Origin of the sequence: uncultured Bradyrhizobium sp. (genome assembly GCF_936943645.1) — a bacterium.
Classification (GTDB): Bacteria; Pseudomonadota; Alphaproteobacteria; order Rhizobiales; family Xanthobacteraceae; genus Bradyrhizobium.
This window is the reverse complement of record NZ_CAKZJO010000063.1, coordinates 42,723-63,710: the sequence shown is the minus strand read 5'-3', so window position 1 is coordinate 63,710 and position 20,988 is coordinate 42,723. Positions and strand designations below refer to the sequence as shown.

Sequence of the window (20,988 nt, the reverse complement as noted above, 5' to 3'; positions counted from 1 at the left end):
CCGCGTCCACACCGCCCGCGAGGAGAGACCACCCCCCCCCGCTCGCGCTTCGCGCGATCGACCCTCCCCCTCCAGGGAAGGGTAAGAGAAACCCAGCGTCTTCGCACATGACGGCCGCTAATGGCTCGGCTAGATTACCCGAGCAAAAACAAGACAAAATTGTCCGGGAGGACAGGCGTGCACCAGGGACGTGTCGTTTTCGGCGCGATCGAGGAGGTCGTGTTCGGCCATCCTGCGGCCGGCGCCATCGTCGCGCAGATGGATCGGTTGGGAACGCGCCGCGCCTTCCTGATGGTCTCGGGCACGCTCAACCGCGAGACCGACGAGATCACCAAGATCAAGGACGCGCTGGGCGCGCGCTGTGCCGGCCTGTTCGACGCCATGCCGGCGCATACGCCGCGCGAGGCGGTGATCGCGGCCACGAATGCCGCGCGCGAAGCGGAAGCCGACCTGATCGTCACCGTCGGCGGCGGCTCGATCACCGACGGCGCCAAGGCGGCGCAGCTTTGTCTCGCCAATGGCATCACCGACATCGGCGGCATCGATCGCATCCGCGTTCACAAGGGCGTCGCGCCCGAGATGAAGGCGCCGACGGTGCGCCAGATCAGCGTTCCGACCACGATCGCCGGCGGCGAGTTCAGCTCGATCGCAGGGGTTACCGACCTCAGCACCCATGTGAAGCAGATGCTGCGGCATCCGCTTCTCGTGCCGCGCGCGACCATCCTCGATCCCGCCATCACCGTGCACACGCCGGAATGGCTGTTCCTGTCGACCGGCATCCGCGCTCTGGACCATTGCGTCGAGGCGATCTGCTCGCGCGAGACGCACCCCTACGCCGATGCACAATCGGTGAAGGGCCTCGCCATGCTCGCCGACGCGCTGCCGCGGGTGAAGGCCGATCCGTCCGATCTCGACGCGCGCATGGACGCGCAGATCGGCACCTGGCTGTCGATGGGCGCGCTCGCCGCCGGCGTGCCGATGGGCGCGAGCCACGGCATTGGCTACGTGCTCGGCGCAGGCTTCGACGTGCCGCACGGCTACACCTCCTGCGTCATGCTGCCGGCGGTGATGCGCTGGAATGCGCGCGACAATGCCGAGCGGCAGATGATCGTCGCCGCCGCCATGGGCTATCCCGGCCATGCCGCCGCCGACGTGCTCGATGCCTTCATCCGCTCGCTCGGCATGCCGCGCAGCCTTGGCGACGTGCGCGTTTCGCCCGAGCATTTCGACGCCATCGCCGAGCAGGCCATGCGCACGAACTGGATCCCGCGCAACCCGCGCAAGATCGAGGGTCCTGCCGACGTGCGCGAAATCCTGCTTCTCGCCGCATGATCCAAGCCGGAGGATAGATGTACACAGGTCACCACGCCCGCCTGCGCCCGCTGCAGCCCGCCTTCATCATGGCCTCGACCGGCGAGGCGGTCACCTATCGCGAGCTCGACGCGCGCAGCAACCGGCTGGCGCATCTGTTTCGCAAGCACGGCTTGAGGCGGCTCGACCACTACTCGATCTTCATGGAGAACAACTCGCGCTACCTTGAAGCCTGCGGCGCCGGCGAACGCTCCGGACTGTACTACACCTGCATCAACTCGTTCCTGACGCCCGGCGAGCTCGCCTATCTCCTCGTCAACAGCCAGTCGAAGATCCTGATCACGTCCATGGCCAAGCTCGGCATCGCGCGCGAGGCGATCCAGGCTTGCCCGGACATCAAGCTCTGCATCGTCGCCGACGGCCCCGGCGAGAGCGAACGCATCGTCGGGCTTGCAGACGTGACCGCAGGTCTGCCGGCGACTCCGATCGCCGACGAATGGCTCGGCACCGCCATGCTCTATTCGTCGGGCACGACCGGGCGGCCCAAGGGCATTCTGCGTCCGCTGCCGGAGGAGCCGCCGAAGCACAATCTGCCGCTGTTCGATTTCCTGACCAAGCTCTGGCACTATCGCGAGGGCATGGTCTACCTCTCGCCGGCCCCGCTCTATCATTCCGCACCGCAAGCCGCCGTGAACCTCACGATCCGCATGGGCGGCACCGTGATCATCATGGAAAGCTTCGATCCCGAGCGTTACCTCGAGCTGGTCCAGCGCTGGGGCATCACGCATACCCAGCTGGTGCCGACGATGTTCTCCCGCATGCTGAAACTGCCGGAGGAAGTGCGCGGGCGCTACGACCTGTCCTCGCTCGAGATCGCGATCCATGCCGCGGCGCCCTGCCCCGCCCTGGTCAAGGACGACATGATCAAATGGTGGGGACCGATCATCCACGAATATTACGGCGCCACCGAAGGCCTCGGCTTCACCGCCTGCAACAGCGAGGAATGGCTCAGCCACCGCGGCACCGTCGGCAAGGTGCTGCTCGGCGACCTCCACATTCTCGACGAGAACATGCGGGAATGCCCGATCGGCACGCCCGGCCAGGTCTGGTTCAAGACCGGATCGCCCTTCGAATATTTCAACGATCCGGAGAAGACCAAGGAAGCACGCTCGGCCGACGGCAGCATGAGCACGGTCGGCGATGTCGGCTATGTCGACGCCGACCGCTTCCTCTATTTGACCGATCGTGCCACCTTCATGATCATCTCCGGCGGGGTGAATATCTATCCGCAGGAATGCGAGAACCTCCTGATCACCCATCCGAAGGTCGCAGACGCGGCCGTGTTTGGCGTGCCCAATGCCGATCTCGGCGAAGAGGTGAAGGCGGTGGTGCAGCCGATGCCGGGCATCATGCCGGACGAGGCGCTCGCCGAAGAGTTGATCGCGTTCTGCGCGACGTCGCTGTCGCGGCAGAAGGTGCCGCGCTCGGTCGATTTCGAGAAGGAATTGCCACGGCTGCCGACGGGGAAGCTGTACAAGCGCCTGCTGCGCGATCGCTACTGGGGGAACAAGGCGTCGCGGATCGTGTGAGGGCGCGCCGTAACGTACGCAAGCGCGCGCCGCACACGCGGCTGTCGTCCCGGGGCGCGAAGCGAACCCGGGACCCATAGCCACAGGGAGTAGCTGGCGTGCGAGCCGACAACTCCCGGTCTTCGCAAAACCCCTCCCTGTGGTTATGGATCCCGGATCGGCGCGCGCTTGAGGCGCGCTTGTCCGGGACGACAGCGGAATTTGTTGATGCGACCGCGCGCAACATCAGCGCAGGAACCCATCTCTTCGCACTGCACTCTCACATTGTGAGAATATGAAAACCCTGCGGCCTTCCGTCATCCGAATTGTCGAGGCGGCATGTGGCCTTAGCGGTTGCCTCGCTCGACTTGCGTGCTATCGTCAGCTCAAACAGGCTGCGAAAGCCGATGTCCAAGGGAGGATGAGCATGCGGAGCGTGTGGGCGCTCGCCGCGATGGCGGCGCTATCTGTGCTGACGACCTCGACCACCACGCTCGCCGGCGAGCCAAAGCAGGGCGGCGTCCTGCGAATGTATCACCGCGACAGTCCGGCCAACGCATCCATCCTCGAAGGCGCCACCTATTCGGTCAACGTGCCGTTCATGGGGGTCTTCAACAATCTCGTCATCTATGACCAGCACATCGCACAGAACAGTCCTGACACCCTCAGGCCCGAGCTCGCCGAAAGCTGGTCCTGGAGCAGCGACAACAAGAAACTGACGTTCAAGCTGCGCCAGGGCGTCAAATGGCACGACGGCAAGCCGTTCACGTCGGCCGACGTCAAATGCTCCTTCGACCTCCTGATGGGCAAGTCGCAGCAGAAGCTGCGGCAGAATCCGCGCAAGGCCTGGTACAGCGAAGTCAACGAGATCACAACGAGCGGCGATTTCGAGGTGTCCTTCAACCTGAAGCGGCCGCAGCCTTCGCTGCTGGCAATGCTCGCGTCCGGCTATACGCCGGTCTATCCCTGCCATGTCTCGCCGGCGGACATGCGCACCCATCCGATCGGGACCGGCCCCTTCAAGTTCGTCGAGTTCAAGGCCAATGAATCGATCAAGCTGACGCGGAATCCAGACTATTGGAAGAAGGGCCTGCCTCATCTCGACGGCATCGAGTACACGATCATCCCGAACCGCTCGACCGCGATTCTCGCCTTCGTCGCCGGCAAGTTCGACATGACCTTCCCGACGCACATCACGATCCCGCTCCTGAAGGACATCAAGTCGCAGGCGCCGAACGCGACCTGCGTCGTCGAGCCGACCAACGTGTCGACCAACATCATCGTCAACTCGACCTCGGCGCCGTTCGACAACATCGATATCCGCCGGGCGGTGGCCCTTGCACTCGACCGCAAGGCCTTCATCGACATCCTGTTCGAAGGCCAGGCCGATATCGGCGGCACCATGCTGCCGCCGCCTCAGGGCATCTGGGGCATGCCCAAGGACAAGCTGGCGACCATTCCGGGCTATGGCCCGGACGTGAAAGCGAACCGCGAGGAGGCCAAGAAGCTGATGCAGAAGGCGGGTTACGGCCCCGACAAGCATCTCGCGGTGAAGGTCTCGACCCGCAACCTCGCGGAATATCGCGACCCCGCCGTGATCCTGATCGACCAGCTCAAGAGCATCTATATCGACGGCGAGCTCGACGTCGTGGAGACCGCGAACTGGTTCCCGAAAGTGGCGCGCAAGGACTACATGCTCGGCCTCAATCTGACCGGCAATTCCGTCGACGACCCCGACCAGTCCTTCTACGAGAACTATTCCTGCGGCTCGGAGCGGAACTACACCAATTACTGCAACAAGGAGATCGAGAAGCTGTTTGACGAGCAATCGCAGGAGATCGACATAGCCAAGCGCAAGCCGCTGGTCTGGGAGATCGACAAGAAGCTGCAGGAGGACGTCGCCCGCCCCATCATCTTCCATGCGCGGGCCGGCACGTGCTGGCAACCTTATGTCAAGGGCGTCACGATCATGTCGAACAGCTCCTATAACGGCTTTCGCTACGAGGATCTGTGGCTCGACAAGTAGCATGTCGGGCTAGAGACTAGCGGCTCGCGGAGGGCGAAGCATGTTTGCCTATCTGGTGCGGCGCCTGTTCCTGATGCTCGTGACCCTGTTCGGGATCTCGGTCGTCATCTTCGTGCTGCTGCGCATCGTGCCCGGCAACATCGTCGACATCCTGTTCGCCGCCGCCGGCTATGTCGATCCCGCCGACAAGGCCAATCTGGAGAAGGAGCTCGGCATCGACCAGCCGCTGATCGTGCAATATTGGCACTGGATCAGCGGCTTTCTGCGCGGCGACTTCGGCTACTCCTACGTCTCGGAGAAGCCGGCACTGCAGGAAATCCTTCCGCGTATCCCGATCACGGCCAAGCTTGCCGGCCTCGCATTGCTGTTCTCGGCCTCGATCGGCATTCCCCTGGGCGTCATCAGTGCAGTCAAGCAGGGCACGCGGCTAGATTACGCCCTGCGCGTGGTGAGCCTGAGCGGATTGTCGCTGCCGTCGTTCTGGCTCGGTTTGCTCATCCTCACCGCGGCGGTCGCGATGTTCGGTCAGATCCCGATCTTCAATCCCAACCCGAAGACCTGGCTGGAGGCGTTCGCAACCTACGCCGTGCCCGCGGCCGCCGTCGGCTTCCGCAGCGCGGCGCTGACCATGCGCATCACGCGATCCTCGATGCTGGAGGTGCTGCGACAGGATTACATCCGCACCGCGCGCGCCAAGGGCGCCTCCGAGACGGCCGTGAACTACCAGCACGCCCTGAAGAACGCGATCCTGCCCGTCATCACGGTGATCGGCATCGAGGCGGCGTTCCTGATCGGCGGCCTGATCGTCACCGAGACGGTGTTCAACATCCCCGGCGTCGCCCGCTTCCTGGTCGAGGCGATCCGCTGGCGCGACTACCCGATCGTGCAGAACCTCGTGATGCTCATCGCCGTGGTCGTGGTGGTCGCGAACTTCACCGTCGACATGCTCTACGCGGTGTTCGACCCGCGGATCAGGTACACGGATTAGGAGAGCTGTTTGGCGGCAATCGACTACGATCTCGAACTCCGCCGGGCCGGCGCGCATGCGACCGGGGGCTGGCGGCGCGTGCTGTTCCTGGCGCAGCGTCACGTGCTCGGCGCGGCCGGGCTCACCATCATGACGGTGTTCGTGCTCACCGCGATCTTTGCCGACTTCATCGCGCGCTACGACCCCCTCACCATCGATTCCGCGCGCGCGCTCGCGCGCCCGAGCTGGGCGCACTGGATGGGGACGGATTCGTTCGGCCGCGACGTGTTCAGCCGCATCATCCACGGCGCGCGGATCTCGCTCGCGGTCGGCATCGGCTCGACCGCCCTCGGCGGCACCATCGGCGTCATCGTCGGGCTGACCTCGGGCTATCTGTCCGGCTGGGTCGATCTCGTGTTCCAGCGCGTGTCGGACGTTCTGCAAGCGCTGCCGCTGCTGGTGCTCGCCCTGATCATGACGGCGGCACTCGGCCCGTCGCTGCCGAACGTCATCATCGCCATCGCCATTCCGCTGATTCCGACCGTGTCGCGCGTCATCCGCGCCAACACGCTGGCGCTGCGCGAACTGCCTTTTGTCGAGGCCGCCAAGTCGATCGGCATGAGCGAGGTGCGCATCGCGCTGCGCCATGTGCTGCCGAACACGCTGGCGCCGCTGATCGTGCTCGCAACCGCCCAGCTCGGCTCCACCATCCTGACCGAAGCCTCGCTCTCCTTCCTTGGCCTCGGCATTCCCGAGCCCTATCCGTCGTGGGGCCGCATGCTCTCGGAATCCGCCGCCGAATATGTCCGCACGGCGCCCTGGCTCGTGATCTTCCCGGGCATCGCCATCAGTCTCGCCGTGTTCGGCGCCAATCTGTTCGGCGACGCCCTGCGCGACATTCTCGATCCGAGGCAGCGCGGCTGATGGCTGACAAATCCGACCTCGTACTCGATGTGAAGAACCTGCAGACGGTGTTCTTCACCAACTCAGGGCTGTTCAAGGCCGTCGACGACGTCTCCTTCACCGTGAAACGCGGCGAGACACTGGCGATCGTCGGCGAATCCGGCTGCGGCAAGAGCGTCACGGCGCTGTCGCTGATGCGCCTCGTGCCCGATCCGCCCGGCCGCATCGTCGGCGGCTCGATTTCGCTCGAAGGCACCGATTTGCTGGCGCTGGATGAAACAGAGATGCGCGCGGTCAGAGGCAACCGCATCTCCATGATCTTCCAGGAGCCGATGACCTCGCTCAATCCGGTGATGCGGATCGGCGACCAGATCGTCGAGGCCGTACGACTGCACAGGAACCTCTCGGCCAAGGAGGCACAGACCGTCGCCGTCGAGATGCTGCGGCTGGTGCGCATCCCCGAGCCGGCGCGGCGGGCGCGCGAATATCCGCATCAGCTCTCCGGCGGCATGCGCCAGCGCGCGATGATCGCGATGGCATTGGCCTGCCGGCCGGCGCTGTTGATCGCGGACGAGCCGACCACCGCGCTCGACGTCACCATCCAGGCGCAGATCCTGGCGCTGATCCTCGATCTCCAGAAGGAGCTTGGCACCGGCCTCGTGCTGATTACGCATGACCTCGGCGTGGTCGCCCAGACCGCGCAGCGCGTGATCGTGATGTATGCGGGGCGGAAGGTCGAGGAAGCCAGCGTCGAGGCGCTGTTCGCAGCACCCAAGCATCCCTATACGCGCGGGCTGATGGCCTCGATCCCCGCAGTCCCCGCCCCCGGCGTCGCCGCGCCGGCGCGGCTGAACGAGATTCCCGGCACGGTGCCGTCACTGGTGCGCCTGCCCAGGGGTTGCGCCTTCGCGCCGCGCTGCAAGCTCGCCATCAAGCGTTGCGAGGCCGAATATCCGCCGCTGGCGGATTGGGGCGGCGGCCATCTCGCCGCCTGCTGGCGCGCGGAAGAAGTCGCGGAGGTGGCATGACCGAGACGCTGCTCGAAGTCACCGATCTCAAGAAGCATTATCCGGTGCGCGCCGGCGTGCTGCGCCGGCAGGTCGGCACCGTGCACTCCGTCGACGGCGTTTCGTTCTCCCTTCATGCCGGCGAAACGCTCGGGCTGGTCGGCGAGTCCGGCTGCGGCAAGTCGACGGTGGCGCGCAGCGTGCTGCGGCTGGTCGAGCCGACCTCGGGCCAGATCCGCCTCGACGGCGAGGACATCACCCACCTCTCCAAGACGGCGCTGCGCCCGCACCGCCGCTCGATGCAGATCGTGTTCCAGGACCCGTTTGCTTCGCTCAATCCGCGCATGACGGCCGGCGACATCGTCGGCGAGACGCTTGCCGTGCACGGGCTTGCGAGCGGCAAGGAGCTGGAAGCGCGCGTCGCGAAGCTATTCGAGCAGGTCGGCTTGCGCCCCGACCAGATGCGCAATTTCCCGCATCAATTCTCCGGCGGCCAGCGCCAGCGCATCTGCATCGCGCGCGCCCTGGCGCTGGAGCCGCGCCTGATCGTCTGCGACGAGCCGGTGTCCGCGCTTGACGTTTCGATCCAGGCACAGGTGATCAACCTTTTGATCGACCTGCAGCGGCAGCACGGCTTCTCCTATCTCTTCATCGCACACGACCTTGCCGTGGTCGCGCATATCAGCCACCGCGTCGCCGTGATGTATCTCGGCCGCATCGTCGAGATCGCCGGCAAGGACGAGCTATTCCGCAACCCCAGGCATCCCTATACGCAGGCCCTGCTCGCCTCCGTGCCGATCGCCAACCCGCTGGCGAAGAAGCTCGCGCCGCTGGTTGACGGCGATGTGCCGAGCCCGGTCAATCCGCCCTCCGGATGCGCGTTTCACACGCGCTGCCGGTTTGCGATGGAGCGGTGCAAGGCGGAGCGGCCGGCGCTGCTGGAGACGGGCGACGGGCATCAGGTCGCGTGTCTGTTGAACGACGGGACGGGACGGAACAACACGATCTCGTAGCCGCTCCTAGCCTTGATAAGGGCAGGAGGTCCTACGATCGCGCGGCGCCCGGATCACCGGCCACGCCGCGAGTGCCGCAGCGAGATGCTTGAGGGTGTGGCCCGAGACAATGTGCGCTGTCGCGTCGAACACGATCACATCGCCCAGCTCGAACAGCTTCGCCAGCACATAAAAGAAGATCACACCGCCGAGCGACACGCCGAGCGCACCGGGCCGGGCAGGCGTCAACGCCAGGCCCATGGCTAGCGCCATGCCGCCGAACTGCACGACCACCCATGGCGTAAGATTGTCGCGGGCCACCCAGGCGGCCAACAGGCCCGCGATCATCATCAGCACCAGCACCGCCTCACCCGCGCGCGCACTGACGCGTTCACTGGCTGCGACACCCAAAAATCCCGCGAACGCCACGGCCATGCCCAGACGATCGGCGATGAGCCGTTGCGGCACATCGGGATCGAGATGATAGAAACCCGAGCCCAGGCAGGTGAGGATCAGGCCTGCGAAGAACCAGCTTGCACCGACGGGCGCATCAACGCGGGCGCGCAGCCGCTCCGAGCCCCAGACACCCATCGCGAGGAAAGCAAGATTGCTCAAGACGTCGCCGGCGTTGGGCACGCCGAGCCAGACGCGGCCGTCGACAAAGTGCGGGATGTGCCAGGCAGCTGCGGGCAGCGGGGGCGCCAGAAGCGCCGCCAGTGCCAGAGCGACGAGGCCGCCGATCAGGTATTTTTCGCGGGCGTGCAGCGCGCCGAACGGGAGCCGACGCGGGATGGACGGAAGCGTGGCGGCATTCGCTTCGGCGGGGTCATCGGCGCGCATGGAAAGCTCCAGAGTTGAACAATGTTCAACATTGATAGCGAGATATTGAACATCGTTCAATATGAATTTTGATCAGCCCCCTGAGCCTTTATCCAATTGGTATTATTATGGATTCTCGACCCTTTGCGTGAAGACGGAGCTGGGCGGAAGGATCTGCTTGTGAGTTCGCACACACACGATCGATCGACTTGGTGTCAGACTTCCCCCGCCACGATCGACGCGCCCTTTAACGGATGGATCCGATGATGCCTCTATCCAGACCTCTGACCGGCCTTGTTGGCCTCCTCTTCGCGTCAACCTGCTGCACCGTAGCCCACGCGGAGACGATCGACGTCTCCGACAATCACGGTGGATCGGTCGCGGCCTACAATGCGCGCTGGACCGAGCTCGCCCGCCAGGGCGTGAATGTCCGCATCGTCGGCCCTTGCCGGTCCGCCTGCACCGTTCTGCTGGGCCGGATTCCCCGCAGCCGGATTTGCGTGACACCGGAGGCGAGCTTCGGCTTCCATCTGGCGCACCGGGCTGACGCCACGACGACGCTGCGCCGCGCCTATGCGGCGGACATCACCTCCTGGATCAATGCCCATGGCGGCCTCACCCAGGATTTCATCTGGATGCGGGCGCCCGACACCTACCGCTATTTCAAGAAGTGTTCGTAACCGCTCACGCGGCCGGCGAAACTTTCCCGATCTCCGCCACGATCCGGCCCGTGGTGACCTGCTCGCCCTCGGCGACGTCGATCGCGGCGACCACGCCGTCGATGCCGGCCTTGTGGACGTGCTCCATCTTCATCGCTTCCAGCGTCAGCACGGGCTGACCGGCGGCAACGCGATCACCCGGCTTGACCAGAACCGCGACGACCCGGCCATTCATGGCGGCGCGCACCTTGCCATCACCGCCATTGCTTGCGGCGGCTTTCGGCGCGGCCAGGGTGAGGTCGGTGAGCGCGAGCGGAATGCCGCAGTGCTGGAGAAAAAGCCGATCGCCGTCGCGCAGGAATTTTGCGCTGTCCATCACGCCGTCATGGCGGAAGCGGATCGTATCGGCGTCGAGCTGATCGATCTCGAACCTGTCCTGCCCATCAGCGTTGGCAACAGTGTAGCTGCCATCGCGTTCGCGGGTGATTTCGAGCTCCAGCGTCTGGCCGGCGATCTCGATTTTCGCCGGCAGCGGGAACGTTGCCGACAGGCTCCGGCCACCTTGCCAGGATGGTGCGCGCGGGTTGGTGACGTAGAGCAGCAGGCCCGCCAGCGCGGTGTCGAACGCGGCGTTCGCGCTTGGCCCCAACAGCTCGTCGCGGTGCGCGCCGATGAAGGCCGTCGTCGCTTCGCCCTGGGCAAAGCCGGGGTGACGCAGGCACGACATCAGGAACGACTGATTGGTGGTCACGCCGAAAGCGGTGAGCTGCTCGAGGCCGACGATCAGCCGCCCCCTCGCCTCCTCGCGCGTGGCGCCGTGGCTGATCACCTTCGCGATCATGGAATCGTAGAAGGGCGGGATCTCCGAGCCCGATTGCAGCGCGTGCTCGACGCGGATGCCCTGCGGCACCTGCCAGCGCGCCATGCGGCCGGACTGCGGCATGAAATCCTGCGCGGCATCTTCCGAGCAGAGGCGGACCTCGATGGCGTGGCCGGAGAATTTGATGTCCTGCTGCTTGATCGGCAGCGCTTCGCCGCGCGCGACGCGCAGCTGCAGCTCGACGAGGTCAAGCCCGGTGATCGCCTCTGTGACGGGATGCTCGACCTGGAGGCGCGTGTTCATCTCCATGAAGTAGAATTCGCCACTCGCATCGAGCAGGAACTCCAGCGTGCCGGCGCCCTCATAACGCAGCGCTTTCACCGCCGAGACCGCGACCTCGCCCATTTTCGCACGGAGCTCGGCCGTGACCGCCGGCGACGGCGCCTCCTCGATCAGCTTCTGGTGCCGCCGCTGCACGGAGCAATCGCGCTCGCCGAGATGGATGGCATTGCCGTGGCTGTCGCCGAACACCTGGATCTCGATGTGCCGCGGATTCTGGATGGCGCGCTCGAGGATGACGGTGGGATCGCCGAACGCCGCCTTCGCCTCTGACCGCGCGCTGCGTAGCGCATCGGGGAACGACGCAGCATCCGTGACAAGCCGCATGCCGCGGCCGCCGCCGCCGGCGACCGCCTTGATCATCACAGGGAAGCCGATCTTCTTGGCCTCCGCAAGCATGACCTCGTCGCCCTGATCGGCACCCTGATAACCGGGCACGCAGGGCACGCCGGCCTTCTTCATGATCTCCTTGGCGCCGGCCTTGTTGCCCATCGCCTCGATCGCCTGCGGCGACGGGCCGATGAAGACGAGGCCGGCATCCTTGCAGGCCTGCGCGAAATCTTCGTTCTCGGCGAGGAAGCCGTAGCCGGGATGCACGGCATCGGCGCCGCTCGCCTTGGCCGCCGCGATGATCGCGGGGATGTTGAGATAGGACTGCGTCGGCAAGGCTTCGCCGATGCGCACGGCCTGGTCGGCTTGCCGCACATGGAGCGCGTCATGATCGGCATCCGAATACACCGCGACGACGCCAAGCCCGAGCTGTCGCGCGCTGCGCATGACGCGCAGTGCGATCTCGCCGCGATTGGCAACCAGGACCTTGAAGAACGGCCGGTGCTGCACTGATCCGTTCCTCATGGGCGGGCCACCGAAAACTGCATGCGCTGCGGCGTCCGCGCATCGCCCTCGCGGCAGATCGCGAGCACCTCGGACAGAACCGCGCGGGTGTCGCGGGGATCGATCACGCCGTCGTCGAGCACGCGCGCGCTGGTCGAGAACACGTCCATCTGGCCGTCGAACACGCCGATGATCTGCGCTTTCATGGCGTCCAGCTTGTCCTTCTCGATCGGCTTGCCGCGGCGGGCCGCGGCGGCCTCGGTCACGATGGCCATGGTCTCGGCGGCTTGCTCGCCGCCCATCACCGCGGTCTTGGCATTGGGCCAGGAGAAGCAGAAGCGCGGATGGAAGCCGCGGCCGCACATGCCGTAATTGCCGGCGCCGAACGAGGCGCCGCAGTAGATGGTGATCTGCGGCACCGTCGCCGAGGTCACCGCCTGGATCATCTTGGAGCCGTGCTTGATCATGCCGGCTTCCTCATAGGCCTTGCCGACCATGTAGCCGGTGGTGTTGTTGAGATAGAGGATCGGCGTGCGGGTCTGGCAGCAGGCCTGGATGAAATGCGTCGCCTTGTTGGCGCCGGCGGGATCGAGCGGGCCGTTATTGGTGATGATGCCGATGGCCTGGCCCTCGATGCGGGCGTGGCCGCAGACGGTGGCCGGGCCGTAATTCGGCGCCATCTCGGTGAAATCGGAATCGTCGATGATGCGCGCGATCACTTGGCGCATGTCGACCGGGCGCTTGTGGTCCATCGGCATGATGCCGAGCAGCTCGTCCTGGTCGTAGCGCGGCGGCTTGAATTCCGGCGCGACCCGGGCCGGCCGCTCCCATTCCAGCGCCGCCATGATCTCGCGCGCGATGCGCAAGCCGTCGCGATCGTCTTCGGCGAGATAGTCGCCGAGGCCGGAGATCTGCGTGTGCATCTCGGCGCCGCCGAGCTCTTCCTCGGTCGCGATCTCGCCGGTCGCGGCCTTCAGCAGCGGGGGACCCGCTAGGAACGCCCGGGTGCGACCACGGACCATGACGATGTAGTCGGACAGGCCCGTCTGATAGGCGCCGCCCGCGGTGGAGGAGCCGTGCGTGACGGTGACGACGGGGAGCCCGGCCGCCGAGAGCCGGGCGAGATTACGGAAGATGTTGCCGCCGCGGACAAAGTCCTCGACGCGGTAGCGCAGCAGATTGGCGCCGGCGCTTTCCACGAGCTGCACATAAGGCAGCTTGTTCTCGAGCGCGAGCTCCTGCACCCGCAGCGTCTTGTCGAGGCCATAGGGCTGCAGCGCACCGGCATCGATGCCGGCGTCGTTGGCACTGACCATGCAGCGGATGCCCGAGACGAAGCCGATGCCGGCGATGACGCCGCCACCGGGCACGCTCTTGGCCGCATCGGGAACGTCGAACATGTACCCGGCAAGCGTGGACAGCTCGATGAAGGGCGCGCCAGGATCGAGCACCAGCGCGACGCGCTCGCGCGGCAGCAGCTGGCCGCGCTTGTGGAAGCGGTCCTTCGCCGCAGCCGATGCGGCTCGCGTGCGCTCTTCCAGCGCACGCATGCGGTCGATCAGGCCGAGCATGCCGTCGCGGTTGGCGTGGTAGGCCGCGCTGCCGGGGGAGATGGTGTTTTCGAGAATGGACATGACTCTATCCTACCCGTCATTGCGAGGAGCGAAGCGACGAAGCAATCCAGTCTGTTTCCGCGGATGCACTCTGGATTGCTTTGCTTCCGCCTTTGCTCTTCGAGCTTCGGCGGACAAGTCGCTCGCTGTGACGGCTACCTTCAGCGATTCGTCCCAAAGATCTTCCGCGCCTCGGCGGGGCTTGCGATCTCGCGGCCGGCGCGGCGGGCGCAAGCGGCGATGGCCTCGATCAGCTGGCCGTTCGACGTCACCTTCTTGCCGTCGGCGAGGTAGAAGGCGTCTTCGAGGCCGGTACGCAGATGACCGCCGAGCTCGGCGCAGCGCTGGTGCAGTGGCCAGATCTCTTCGCGGCCGATGGCGGTGACCTGGAAATGCGCCTCGGGCCGCTTCAGCTTGATCAGGATCGGCAGCAATTCAGGGTCGGCAGGCATGCCGGAGGCGACGCCCATGACGAAATTGTATTCGAGCGGGCCCTTGTACATGCCGACCTGGTGGTACATGCCGACGCAGCGCACGATGCCGACGTCGAAGCACTCAAACTCAGGAATGGTGCCGACCGCGTTCATGACGTCGAGATAGTCCTTCACCTTCTCGACGGCGTTGTCGAACATCATCGGCGGCCAGGCCCAGGTATTGTCGGCCTTGACCTTCAGATAGTTCAGCGAGCCGGCGTTGCAGGCGGCGATCTCAGGCATGGTCTCGCGGATGCAGTCGAGCGCGCCGGAATAGTTCGGCCCAGAAACGCCCGAGGTGTGATTGATGATCACGCCGGGGCAGGCCTCGCGGATCGCCTGCTGGATCTCCCTGCTGACGCTGACCTCCCAGGACGGCAGGTGCCCCTTGCCCGGCGCCTGCTGGCGCAGATGGATGTGCATGATGGACGCACCGGCCTCGAACGCAGCCTTGGCCTCGCGCGCCATCTGCTCGGGCGTGACAGGCACGTTGTGCTGCTTGGGATCGGTGAGCACGCCGTTCAGCGCGCAGGTGATGACGGCCTTGTCGCTCATGCCAAAAATATCTCGCAACGTTGAATTCAACGAACGCGATCATGTGATGCAGGGCATGCGGCTTCTTGCGCGGAGAAGCTGGGAAAAACGACGAATCGCAGGGCGGGTTAGCCGAAGGCGTAACCCGCGACTTCTGTCGCCGAGGAGATCAAAGAGGCGGGTTACGCTGCGCTAACCTGCCCTACGAAGGATAACGAGAGCGAAACTAGCTCGCCTCCGCCATCCGAACTGTCTCGGTGCTGCGATAGATCGCAAGGTCGCGCGAGCCGACGAAGATCGCGCGCGGCTTCAAGCCGTAGAAGCGGCGGATCGAGTGGCTGAAATGCGTGGAATCGGGATAGCCGATGTCCTGCGCGAGATGAGCGAGGTTGAGGTCCTGATTGGCGAAGTGCAGCAGATGCCGCGCACGCTTCCAGGCCCGGAAGGAGCGGAACGAGATGCCGGTCTCCTCCTTGAACAGATGCAGGAAGCGCGAGGCCGAGAGCCCGGCTTCGGCCGCACAGGTATCGGCGGTCACCGGCTCGCCGGTGAAGCGCTCGATGCGGGCAACGGCGCGGGTCACGCGCGGGTCGAGCACACGGCGCGGCAGCGCCTCGCCAAAGCACATCTCATCGAATTCGGCGGTGGTGATGTCGCCATAGCGGCGCTGGCGCAGCAGCGCATAGGCGGCGAGGATCTTGCGGGCGTAGACGGCCCGATCGGGTCCGGTGAGCCGTTCGGCCAGGGCCTCGATCACGCCATCCGGCATGCTCTCGGGCTCGAGCGTCACGCTGATCGCGGTGCGATAGTCGCTGGCAATGGAATGCCGCTGGTTCGGCAGGGTGACAAACAGCTCGCCGGTGGCGAGGACGTCGTCGATGGTCAGGTGCAGATTGCCCTTCACCGCCACATAGACATGGCAACAGCCCGGGGTCCGCTTGCGGGGGCGACCGAGCAGGCCCGCATAAAACACCCGCTCCGGCGTGATCAGCATCAGATGGTCGGATTCGCGACCGTTATATTCCATTGGGCTCCTCCTCGCGCGGCTCTCTGGCCGCTGCGGACGGAGGTCACCTTAGCGGAAATTTGGGCGCTGTCACGACGGGATAGCGCTGTCATGGACGCGCAAAAGATTACATTCCGGGACGACGATCAGTCGCGTCCGGAACCGTGATGAGACCGTAGTCCCATCCTGCGGAATGCTTACGCCCTCACACGCGGCGCAACATTTTGCTCGGCGCCCGCCTTCTGCTCCGCAGCAACCGCGCGCTTGAACCCGTCGCGCTGCTGCAAGCGCGCCCAATAGGCCGCGACATTTGGCCCAAAATCCTTGGCGAGCCCGATATTGTCCGCCAGCCGAAGCGCATAACCGATGACAATGTCAGCGGCGGTGAAACGGCCGGCGCACAAGGTTTCAGCATTTGCAGTGGCTGCCTCGACGGCGCGCAGCCGTCCCAGGAACCACTTCGCATAGTCGGTGGCGACCTGCGGATTACGCCGCTCCTCCGGCTCGAGCTGGGTGTATCTGAGCACCAGCGTCTGCGGAAAGGTTAACGTGGCGTCGCTGAAATACAGCCAGTTCAGGAACGCGCCGTAGGCGGGATCTTCGGGACCGACCATCAGCGGCGTCGGCCCGTGCTTGATGCCGAGATAGTGGCAGATGCCGGAGGACTCCGTCATCTTGGTCTCGCCGTCGACCAGGAAGGGAATCGTGCCGAGCGGATTGATCGCCAGATATTCCTTGGCGAAGACCCGCGGCGGGAACGGCAGCATCTTCAGCTCATAGGGCAGCCCCATCTCCTCCAGCATCCAGAGCGGACGGAACGAGCGCGCGGCATCGCAGTGATAGAGCGTGATCATCAGGAGCTTCCTTTGCTGCCGGGCAGCGTACCCATCATCTTGCACAGGACCATCAGCATGACCTCGTCGGCGCCGCCGCCGATCGAGGTCAGGCGGCTGTCGCGGTAGGCACGGCTGACCGGCGTCTCGTTGGTAAAGCCCATTCCACCCCAATACTGCAAGCAGGCATCGGTCAGCTCGCGGCCGAGGCGACCGGCCTTCAGCTTGGCCATGGTGGCGAGCCGAGTCACGTCCTCGCCGGCGACCAGTTGCTCCGCGGCACGATAGATCAGCGCGCGCAACAGCTCGACCTCGGTCTGCATTTCCGCGAGCTTGAAGTGCACGACCTGGTTGTCGAGGATGCTCTGGCCGAAGGCCTTGCGGTTGCGGGTGTATTCGATGGTCTGCTCGATGATGTATTCATGCGCCTTCAGGCAGGCGGCCGCGCCCCACAGCCGCTCCTCCTGGAACTGGATCATCTGGTAGGTAAAGCCCTTGCCTTCCTCGCCGATCCGGTTGCGCTTGGGCACACGGACATTGTCGAAGAAGATCTGCGCGGTGTCGGACGAGCGCATGCCCATCTTGTCCAGCTTGCGCGCGACCGTGACGCCCTTGCTCTTCATGGGCACGCAGATCAGCGACTTGTTGCGATGAACGGGGCCGTCGCCGGTGTTGGCGAGCAGGCAGATCCAGTCGGCCTGGGTGCCGTTGGTAATCCACATCTTGCCACCGTTGATGACGTAATCGTCGCCGTCGGAGCGCGCGGTGGTCTTGATCGAAGCCACGTCCGACCCGGCACCGGGCTCGGAGACGCCGATACAGGCGACGAAATCGCCCGCGACCGACGGCGCCAGGAATTCGCGCCGCACCTCGTCCGAGCCGAACCGCGCCAGCGCCGGCGTTGCCATGTCGGTCTGCACGCCGATCGCCATCGGCACGCCGCCGCAGGTGATGGCGCCCAGCTCCTCGGCCATCATCAGCGCATAGGAATAATCGAGGCCGGAGCCGCCGAACTCGACCGGCTTGTTCAGCCCGAGGAAGCCGAGGCTGCCCATCTTCTTGAACAGCTCGTGCGCCGGGAAGATGTCGGCCTTCTCCCATTCGTCGACATGAGGATTGATCTCGTTTGCGATGAACTTCTGCAGGGAGCGGCGGATGTCGTCGTGGTCGGCGGTGAACAGCATTTCGTCCTCTCGTCATTCCGGGGCATCACGAAGCGATAAGCCCGGAATCCATTCCTCTACGGTGTTTGCGGCTCGATGGATTCTCAGGTGCGCAATTGCGCACCATAGCTCGTGCTTCGCACGCCCCGGAATGACGGGCTCACAATCCCATCTGCCGCGACGCCAGGTCCTTCATGATCTCCTCGGTGCCGCCGCCGATGGCGTTGACCTTGACCTCGCGGTAGATGCGCTCGGCCTTGATGCCCCGCATGAAGCCGGCGCCACCGAAGATCTGCACGGCTTCCGAAGCGCAGAACGCCATGGTCTGGGTTGCCTGATTCTTCATCATGCAGATCTCGGCGACCGGGCTCTCGCCCTGCTCGAGCCGCCAGGCCAGCAGCTCCAGCATCGCCTGCGAGGCCGCTACCTTCTGCGCCATGTCGACGATCTTGTGGCGGATGACCTGGTGCTGGGCGAGCGGCTTGCCGAAGGTCTTGCGCTCCTTGGCGTAGGCGATGGCTTCATCGAGGCAGACGCGCGCAAAGCCGGTACAGCCCGCCGCCATGCCCATGCGCTCGCTGTTGAAATTCTGCATGATGATCTTGAAGCCCTGCCCCTCCTCGCCGATCAAATTCTCGGCCGGCACGCGGCATTCGTCGAAATGCAGCGTCGCGGTGTCGGAGGCCCACCAGCCCATCTTCTTCAGCTTGGTGCGGGAGAGGCCGGGTGTGTCGCCCTCGATCAGGAGCAGGCTGACGCCGCCGGCGCCCTCGCCGCCGGTACGCACCGCAACGGTCAGATAATCGGCGCGGACACCTGACGTGATGAAGGTCTTTTCGCCGCTCACGACGTAGTGATCCCCGTCGCGCCGCGCCCTGGTGCGGAGGTTTGCGACGTCAGAACCGCCGCCCGGCTCGGTGATCGCGAGCGCGGAGATCTTTTCGCCCGCCAGCACCTGCGGCAGCACCCGGGCCTTCACCTCGGGGCGTGCGGCCCGCGCGATCGGCGGCGAGCCGATGGTGTGGCTCATCAGGCTGGCGCTGACACCGCCGGCGCCGGCGCGCGCAAGCTCCTGGCTCGCCACGATTTTCATGAACTGATCGGCGGCGATCCCGCCAAATTCCTCGGGAAATCCCAGCCCCAACAGGCCGATCTCGGCCGCCTTGCGATAGAGCGCGCGCGGGAATTCGCCGGCCTCGTCCCACTCATGGGCGAACGGGGTGATCTCCTTCTCGACGAAGCGACGCATGACGTCGCGGAAGGCGTCATGCTCAGCGGTATAGAACGGGCTCTTCATGGCGCACTTGCCTCTGGGGCGGATTCGTCGCGGCAACCATGGCTGGAACCTTGGCGGCTCACTTGCGCGGAGTGGCTGACTGGAGCGGAGGCCGCTGGCGCGGAAGCAGCCTAGCAACTCAACGCAAGACGATTTTCCCCGCTCGCAGGCCAACTCTGGCGCAAAAAAATGTTGCTGCACAGACTCCGGCTGGCCTCAGGGCCACGCCGGGCTTGGTGCACGGGCAACAAGAAGGAGGGCGGCACAAGACCGCCGAGGGAGGAATTTTGGCCGTTCGTTACTACGACTGGATCATTCACCACGGCCGCCGCACGCCTGACAAGGTCGCGGCGATCGACCTCGCGAGCGAGCGCCGCTTCACCTATTCGCAGCTCGACGGCCGCGTCTCGCGCCTCGCCTCGTTCCTGCGAAACACGTTGAACGTTGCACGCGGCGACCGCGTCGCGGTGCTGGCACTGAACACGACCGATACGCTGGAGGTGCAGTTCGCCTGCGGGCGGCTGGGCGCGATCTTCGTGCCGCTGAACACCCGCCTCACCGTTCCCGAACTCCAGTTCATCACCGGCGATTGCGCGCCGAAGGTGATGATCCACGATTCCGATCTCGCCGAGACGGCGCTGAGCGTCGCAAAGCTCTGCAACATCCCGACCAGCCTGTTGCTTGGCCCCGACGGATCCTACGAGGCCGGCATCGCCGCCGCAAAGCCGCTCGACCGCGCCGAGGAGGTCACGCTCGATGACGTCTCGACCATCATGTACACGTCGGGCACGACAGGACATCCGAAGGGCGCCACCATCACCCATGGCATGACCTTCTGGAATTGCGTCAATCTCGGCGGCCCCGCCTGCATCGGGCCGGCCTCGGTGCTGCTCACCGTGCTGCCGCTGTTCCACACCGGCGGGCTGAATTGCTACACCAACCCGGTGCTGCACGCTGGCGGCACGGTCATGATCATGCGTGTCTTCGATCCAGGCACTGCGCTCGGCCTGATCAACGACCCCGCGCAGGGCATCAACGCGTTCTTCGGCGTGCCCGCGATCTACCAGTTCATGGCGCAACACCCGGCCTTCGCGACGACTGACCTCTCCCGCCTGATCGTCGGCGGCGTCGGCGGCGCCCCGATGCCGGTGCCGCTGCTGAAGGTCTGGGAGTCGCGCGGCGTCGCACTCCAGCAGGGCTACGGCATGACGGAGACCTCGCCGGCCGTGCTTGTGCTCGACCGCGAGGATGCCGCGCGCAAGGCCGGCTCCGCCGGCAAGCCGGTGCTGCACACGGAAGTCCGCATCGTGCGCCCCGACGGCAGCGATGCCGATGTCGGCGAGCTCGGCGAACTCTGGGTGAAAGGTCCCAACATCACGCCGGGTTACTGGAACAGGCCGGAGGCGAACAAGACCTCCTTCACCGACGGCTGGCTGCACACCGGCGATGCGACGCGCGTCGACGAAGAAGGCTTCTACTACATCGTCGATCGCTGGAAGGACATGTACATATCCGGCGGCGAGAACGTCTATCCGGCCGAGGTCGAGAACGTCCTGCATCAGCTCAATGCGATCGCCGAAGCTGCCGTGATCGGCATTGCCGATCCGCAATGGGGCGAGGTCGGCCTAGCCATCGTCGCGGTCAAGCCCGGCCAGAAGCTGGCCGAAGCGGACGTCTTCGCACATTGCGCGGCCAATCTGGCGCGCTTCAAATGCCCGCGCCAGATCCGCTTCGTCGACGCGCTGCCGCGCAACGCCACCGGCAAGATCCACAAACCGACCTTGCGCAAGGAATTCTCGGTCGCTTCCGAGGTCGACAAGAAAGTCGCCACCGCCTGATCGAAGC

The 20,988-nt window shown here is 65.2% G+C and carries 17 protein-coding genes; 9 read left to right on the top strand and 8 right to left on the bottom strand.

The features are described 5' to 3' along the window. The first annotated feature begins 177 nt into the window (after positions 1-177). From Q0743_RS18405 to Q0743_RS18375, 7 genes are all read left to right on the top strand, one after another. Complete coding sequence (locus Q0743_RS18405) at positions 178-1,332, top strand: iron-containing alcohol dehydrogenase (protein WP_298242927.1); 1,155 nt, start codon at positions 178-180, stop codon at positions 1,330-1,332. A gap of 17 nt (positions 1,333-1,349) precedes the next feature. Beyond that, positions 1,350-2,900, top strand: a complete 1,551-nt coding sequence (locus tag Q0743_RS18400) for an AMP-binding protein (protein WP_298242926.1) — start codon at positions 1,350-1,352, stop codon at positions 2,898-2,900. Between the two features lie 406 nt (positions 2,901-3,306). Continuing rightward, positions 3,307-4,905 carry an ABC transporter substrate-binding protein gene (locus Q0743_RS18395; protein WP_298242925.1) on the top strand — a complete coding sequence of 533 codons (1,599 nt, stop codon included), beginning with the start codon at positions 3,307-3,309 and terminating at the stop codon, positions 4,903-4,905. A 40-nt stretch (positions 4,906-4,945) separates the two neighbouring features. Beyond that, positions 4,946-5,893, top strand: a complete 948-nt coding sequence (locus Q0743_RS18390; protein ID WP_298242924.1) for an ABC transporter permease — start codon at positions 4,946-4,948, stop codon at positions 5,891-5,893. A gap of 9 nt (positions 5,894-5,902) precedes the next feature. Next, positions 5,903-6,796 carry an ABC transporter permease gene (locus tag Q0743_RS18385; RefSeq protein WP_298242923.1) on the top strand — a complete coding sequence of 298 codons (894 nt, stop codon included), beginning with the start codon at positions 5,903-5,905 and terminating at the stop codon, positions 6,794-6,796. Further along, on the top strand, positions 6,796-7,803 hold the full coding sequence (locus Q0743_RS18380) for an ABC transporter ATP-binding protein (RefSeq protein WP_298242922.1): 1,008 nt from the start codon (positions 6,796-6,798) through the stop codon (positions 7,801-7,803). Before Q0743_RS18385 ends, Q0743_RS18380 begins: the two co-directional genes overlap by 1 nt. Further along, the gene (locus tag Q0743_RS18375; protein ID WP_298242921.1) at positions 7,800-8,795 is read left to right on the top strand and encodes an ABC transporter ATP-binding protein; all 996 of its coding nucleotides are present in this window, start codon (positions 7,800-7,802) and stop codon (positions 8,793-8,795) included. Before Q0743_RS18380 ends, Q0743_RS18375 begins: the two co-directional genes overlap by 4 nt. 6 nt (positions 8,796-8,801) lie before the next feature. Here Q0743_RS18375 and Q0743_RS18370 read toward each other — a convergent pair whose 3' ends face one another. Then, positions 8,802-9,614, bottom strand: coding sequence for a hypothetical protein (locus tag Q0743_RS18370; RefSeq protein ID WP_298242920.1), 813 nt, complete (start codon positions 9,612-9,614; stop codon positions 8,802-8,804). A 245-nt stretch (positions 9,615-9,859) separates the two neighbouring features. Here Q0743_RS18370 and Q0743_RS18365 point away from each other — a divergent pair, with 245 nt between their 5' ends. After that, positions 9,860-10,273 carry a hypothetical protein gene (locus Q0743_RS18365; protein ID WP_298242919.1) on the top strand — a complete coding sequence of 138 codons (414 nt, stop codon included), beginning with the start codon at positions 9,860-9,862 and terminating at the stop codon, positions 10,271-10,273. Positions 10,274-10,277: 4 nt separating this feature from the next. Here the strand turns inward: Q0743_RS18365 and Q0743_RS18360 are convergent, their stop codons facing one another. The 7 genes from Q0743_RS18360 to Q0743_RS18330 form a co-directional block, all read right to left on the bottom strand. After that, a complete protein-coding gene (locus Q0743_RS18360; RefSeq protein ID WP_298242918.1) occupies positions 10,278-12,266 on the bottom strand; it encodes an acetyl-CoA carboxylase biotin carboxylase subunit in 1,989 nt (662 codons plus the stop codon). Next, positions 12,263-13,879 (bottom strand): acyl-CoA carboxylase subunit beta, encoded by a 1,617-nt coding sequence (locus tag Q0743_RS18355; RefSeq protein ID WP_298242917.1) that lies wholly within the window; start codon positions 13,877-13,879, stop codon positions 12,263-12,265. The genes Q0743_RS18360 and Q0743_RS18355 overlap by 4 nt, the downstream gene beginning before the upstream one ends. Before the next feature lie 140 nt (positions 13,880-14,019). Beyond that, positions 14,020-14,886: a 3-keto-5-aminohexanoate cleavage protein gene (locus Q0743_RS18350; RefSeq protein ID WP_298242916.1), complete on the bottom strand. Its 867-nt coding sequence runs from the start codon at positions 14,884-14,886 to the stop codon at positions 14,020-14,022. A 205-nt stretch (positions 14,887-15,091) separates the two neighbouring features. After that, positions 15,092-15,892: a helix-turn-helix domain-containing protein gene (locus Q0743_RS18345; protein ID WP_298242915.1), complete on the bottom strand. Its 801-nt coding sequence runs from the start codon at positions 15,890-15,892 to the stop codon at positions 15,092-15,094. Positions 15,893-16,068: 176 nt separating this feature from the next. Next, positions 16,069-16,725, bottom strand: coding sequence for a glutathione S-transferase family protein (locus Q0743_RS18340; protein ID WP_298242914.1), 657 nt, complete (start codon positions 16,723-16,725; stop codon positions 16,069-16,071). Then, complete coding sequence (locus Q0743_RS18335) at positions 16,725-17,888, bottom strand: acyl-CoA dehydrogenase family protein (RefSeq protein ID WP_298242913.1); 1,164 nt, start codon at positions 17,886-17,888, stop codon at positions 16,725-16,727. Before Q0743_RS18335 ends, Q0743_RS18340 begins: the two co-directional genes overlap by 1 nt. Before the next feature lie 139 nt (positions 17,889-18,027). Further along, positions 18,028-19,164, bottom strand: a complete 1,137-nt coding sequence (locus Q0743_RS18330) for an acyl-CoA dehydrogenase family protein (protein ID WP_298242912.1) — start codon at positions 19,162-19,164, stop codon at positions 18,028-18,030. A gap of 266 nt (positions 19,165-19,430) precedes the next feature. Here Q0743_RS18330 and Q0743_RS18325 point away from each other — a divergent pair, with 266 nt between their 5' ends. Beyond that, positions 19,431-20,981, top strand: a complete 1,551-nt coding sequence (locus Q0743_RS18325) for a long-chain fatty acid--CoA ligase (RefSeq protein WP_298242911.1) — start codon at positions 19,431-19,433, stop codon at positions 20,979-20,981. Positions 20,982-20,988: the final 7 nt, after the last annotated feature.

Excerpts from the sequence above, each read along its gene's own strand:
- Q0743_RS18400 (WP_298242926.1), top strand. The coding sequence starts at position 1,350 with ATGTACACAGGTCACCACGCCCGCCTGCGCCCGCTGCAGCCCGCCTTC.
- Q0743_RS18350 (WP_298242916.1), bottom strand. The coding sequence starts at position 14,886 with ATGAGCGACAAGGCCGTCATCACCTGCGCGCTGAACGGCGTGCTCACC.
- Q0743_RS18360 (WP_298242918.1), bottom strand. The coding sequence starts at position 12,266 with ATGAGGAACGGATCAGTGCAGCACCGGCCGTTCTTCAAGGTCCTGGTT.
- Q0743_RS18395 (WP_298242925.1), top strand. The coding sequence starts at position 3,307 with ATGCGGAGCGTGTGGGCGCTCGCCGCGATGGCGGCGCTATCTGTGCTG.
- Q0743_RS18340 (WP_298242914.1), bottom strand. The coding sequence starts at position 16,725 with ATGATCACGCTCTATCACTGCGATGCCGCGCGCTCGTTCCGTCCGCTC.
- Q0743_RS18390 (WP_298242924.1), top strand. The coding sequence starts at position 4,946 with ATGTTTGCCTATCTGGTGCGGCGCCTGTTCCTGATGCTCGTGACCCTG.
- Q0743_RS18335 (WP_298242913.1), bottom strand. The coding sequence starts at position 17,888 with ATGCTGTTCACCGCCGACCACGACGACATCCGCCGCTCCCTGCAGAAG.
- Q0743_RS18375 (WP_298242921.1), top strand. The coding sequence starts at position 7,800 with ATGACCGAGACGCTGCTCGAAGTCACCGATCTCAAGAAGCATTATCCG.
- Q0743_RS18330 (WP_298242912.1), bottom strand. The coding sequence starts at position 19,164 with ATGAAGAGCCCGTTCTATACCGCTGAGCATGACGCCTTCCGCGACGTC.
- Q0743_RS18380 (WP_298242922.1), top strand. The coding sequence starts at position 6,796 with ATGGCTGACAAATCCGACCTCGTACTCGATGTGAAGAACCTGCAGACG.
- Q0743_RS18370 (WP_298242920.1), bottom strand. The coding sequence starts at position 9,614 with ATGCGCGCCGATGACCCCGCCGAAGCGAATGCCGCCACGCTTCCGTCC.
- Q0743_RS18345 (WP_298242915.1), bottom strand. The coding sequence starts at position 15,892 with ATGGAATATAACGGTCGCGAATCCGACCATCTGATGCTGATCACGCCG.
- Q0743_RS18355 (WP_298242917.1), bottom strand. The coding sequence starts at position 13,879 with ATGTCCATTCTCGAAAACACCATCTCCCCCGGCAGCGCGGCCTACCAC.
- Q0743_RS18365 (WP_298242919.1), top strand. The coding sequence starts at position 9,860 with ATGCCTCTATCCAGACCTCTGACCGGCCTTGTTGGCCTCCTCTTCGCG.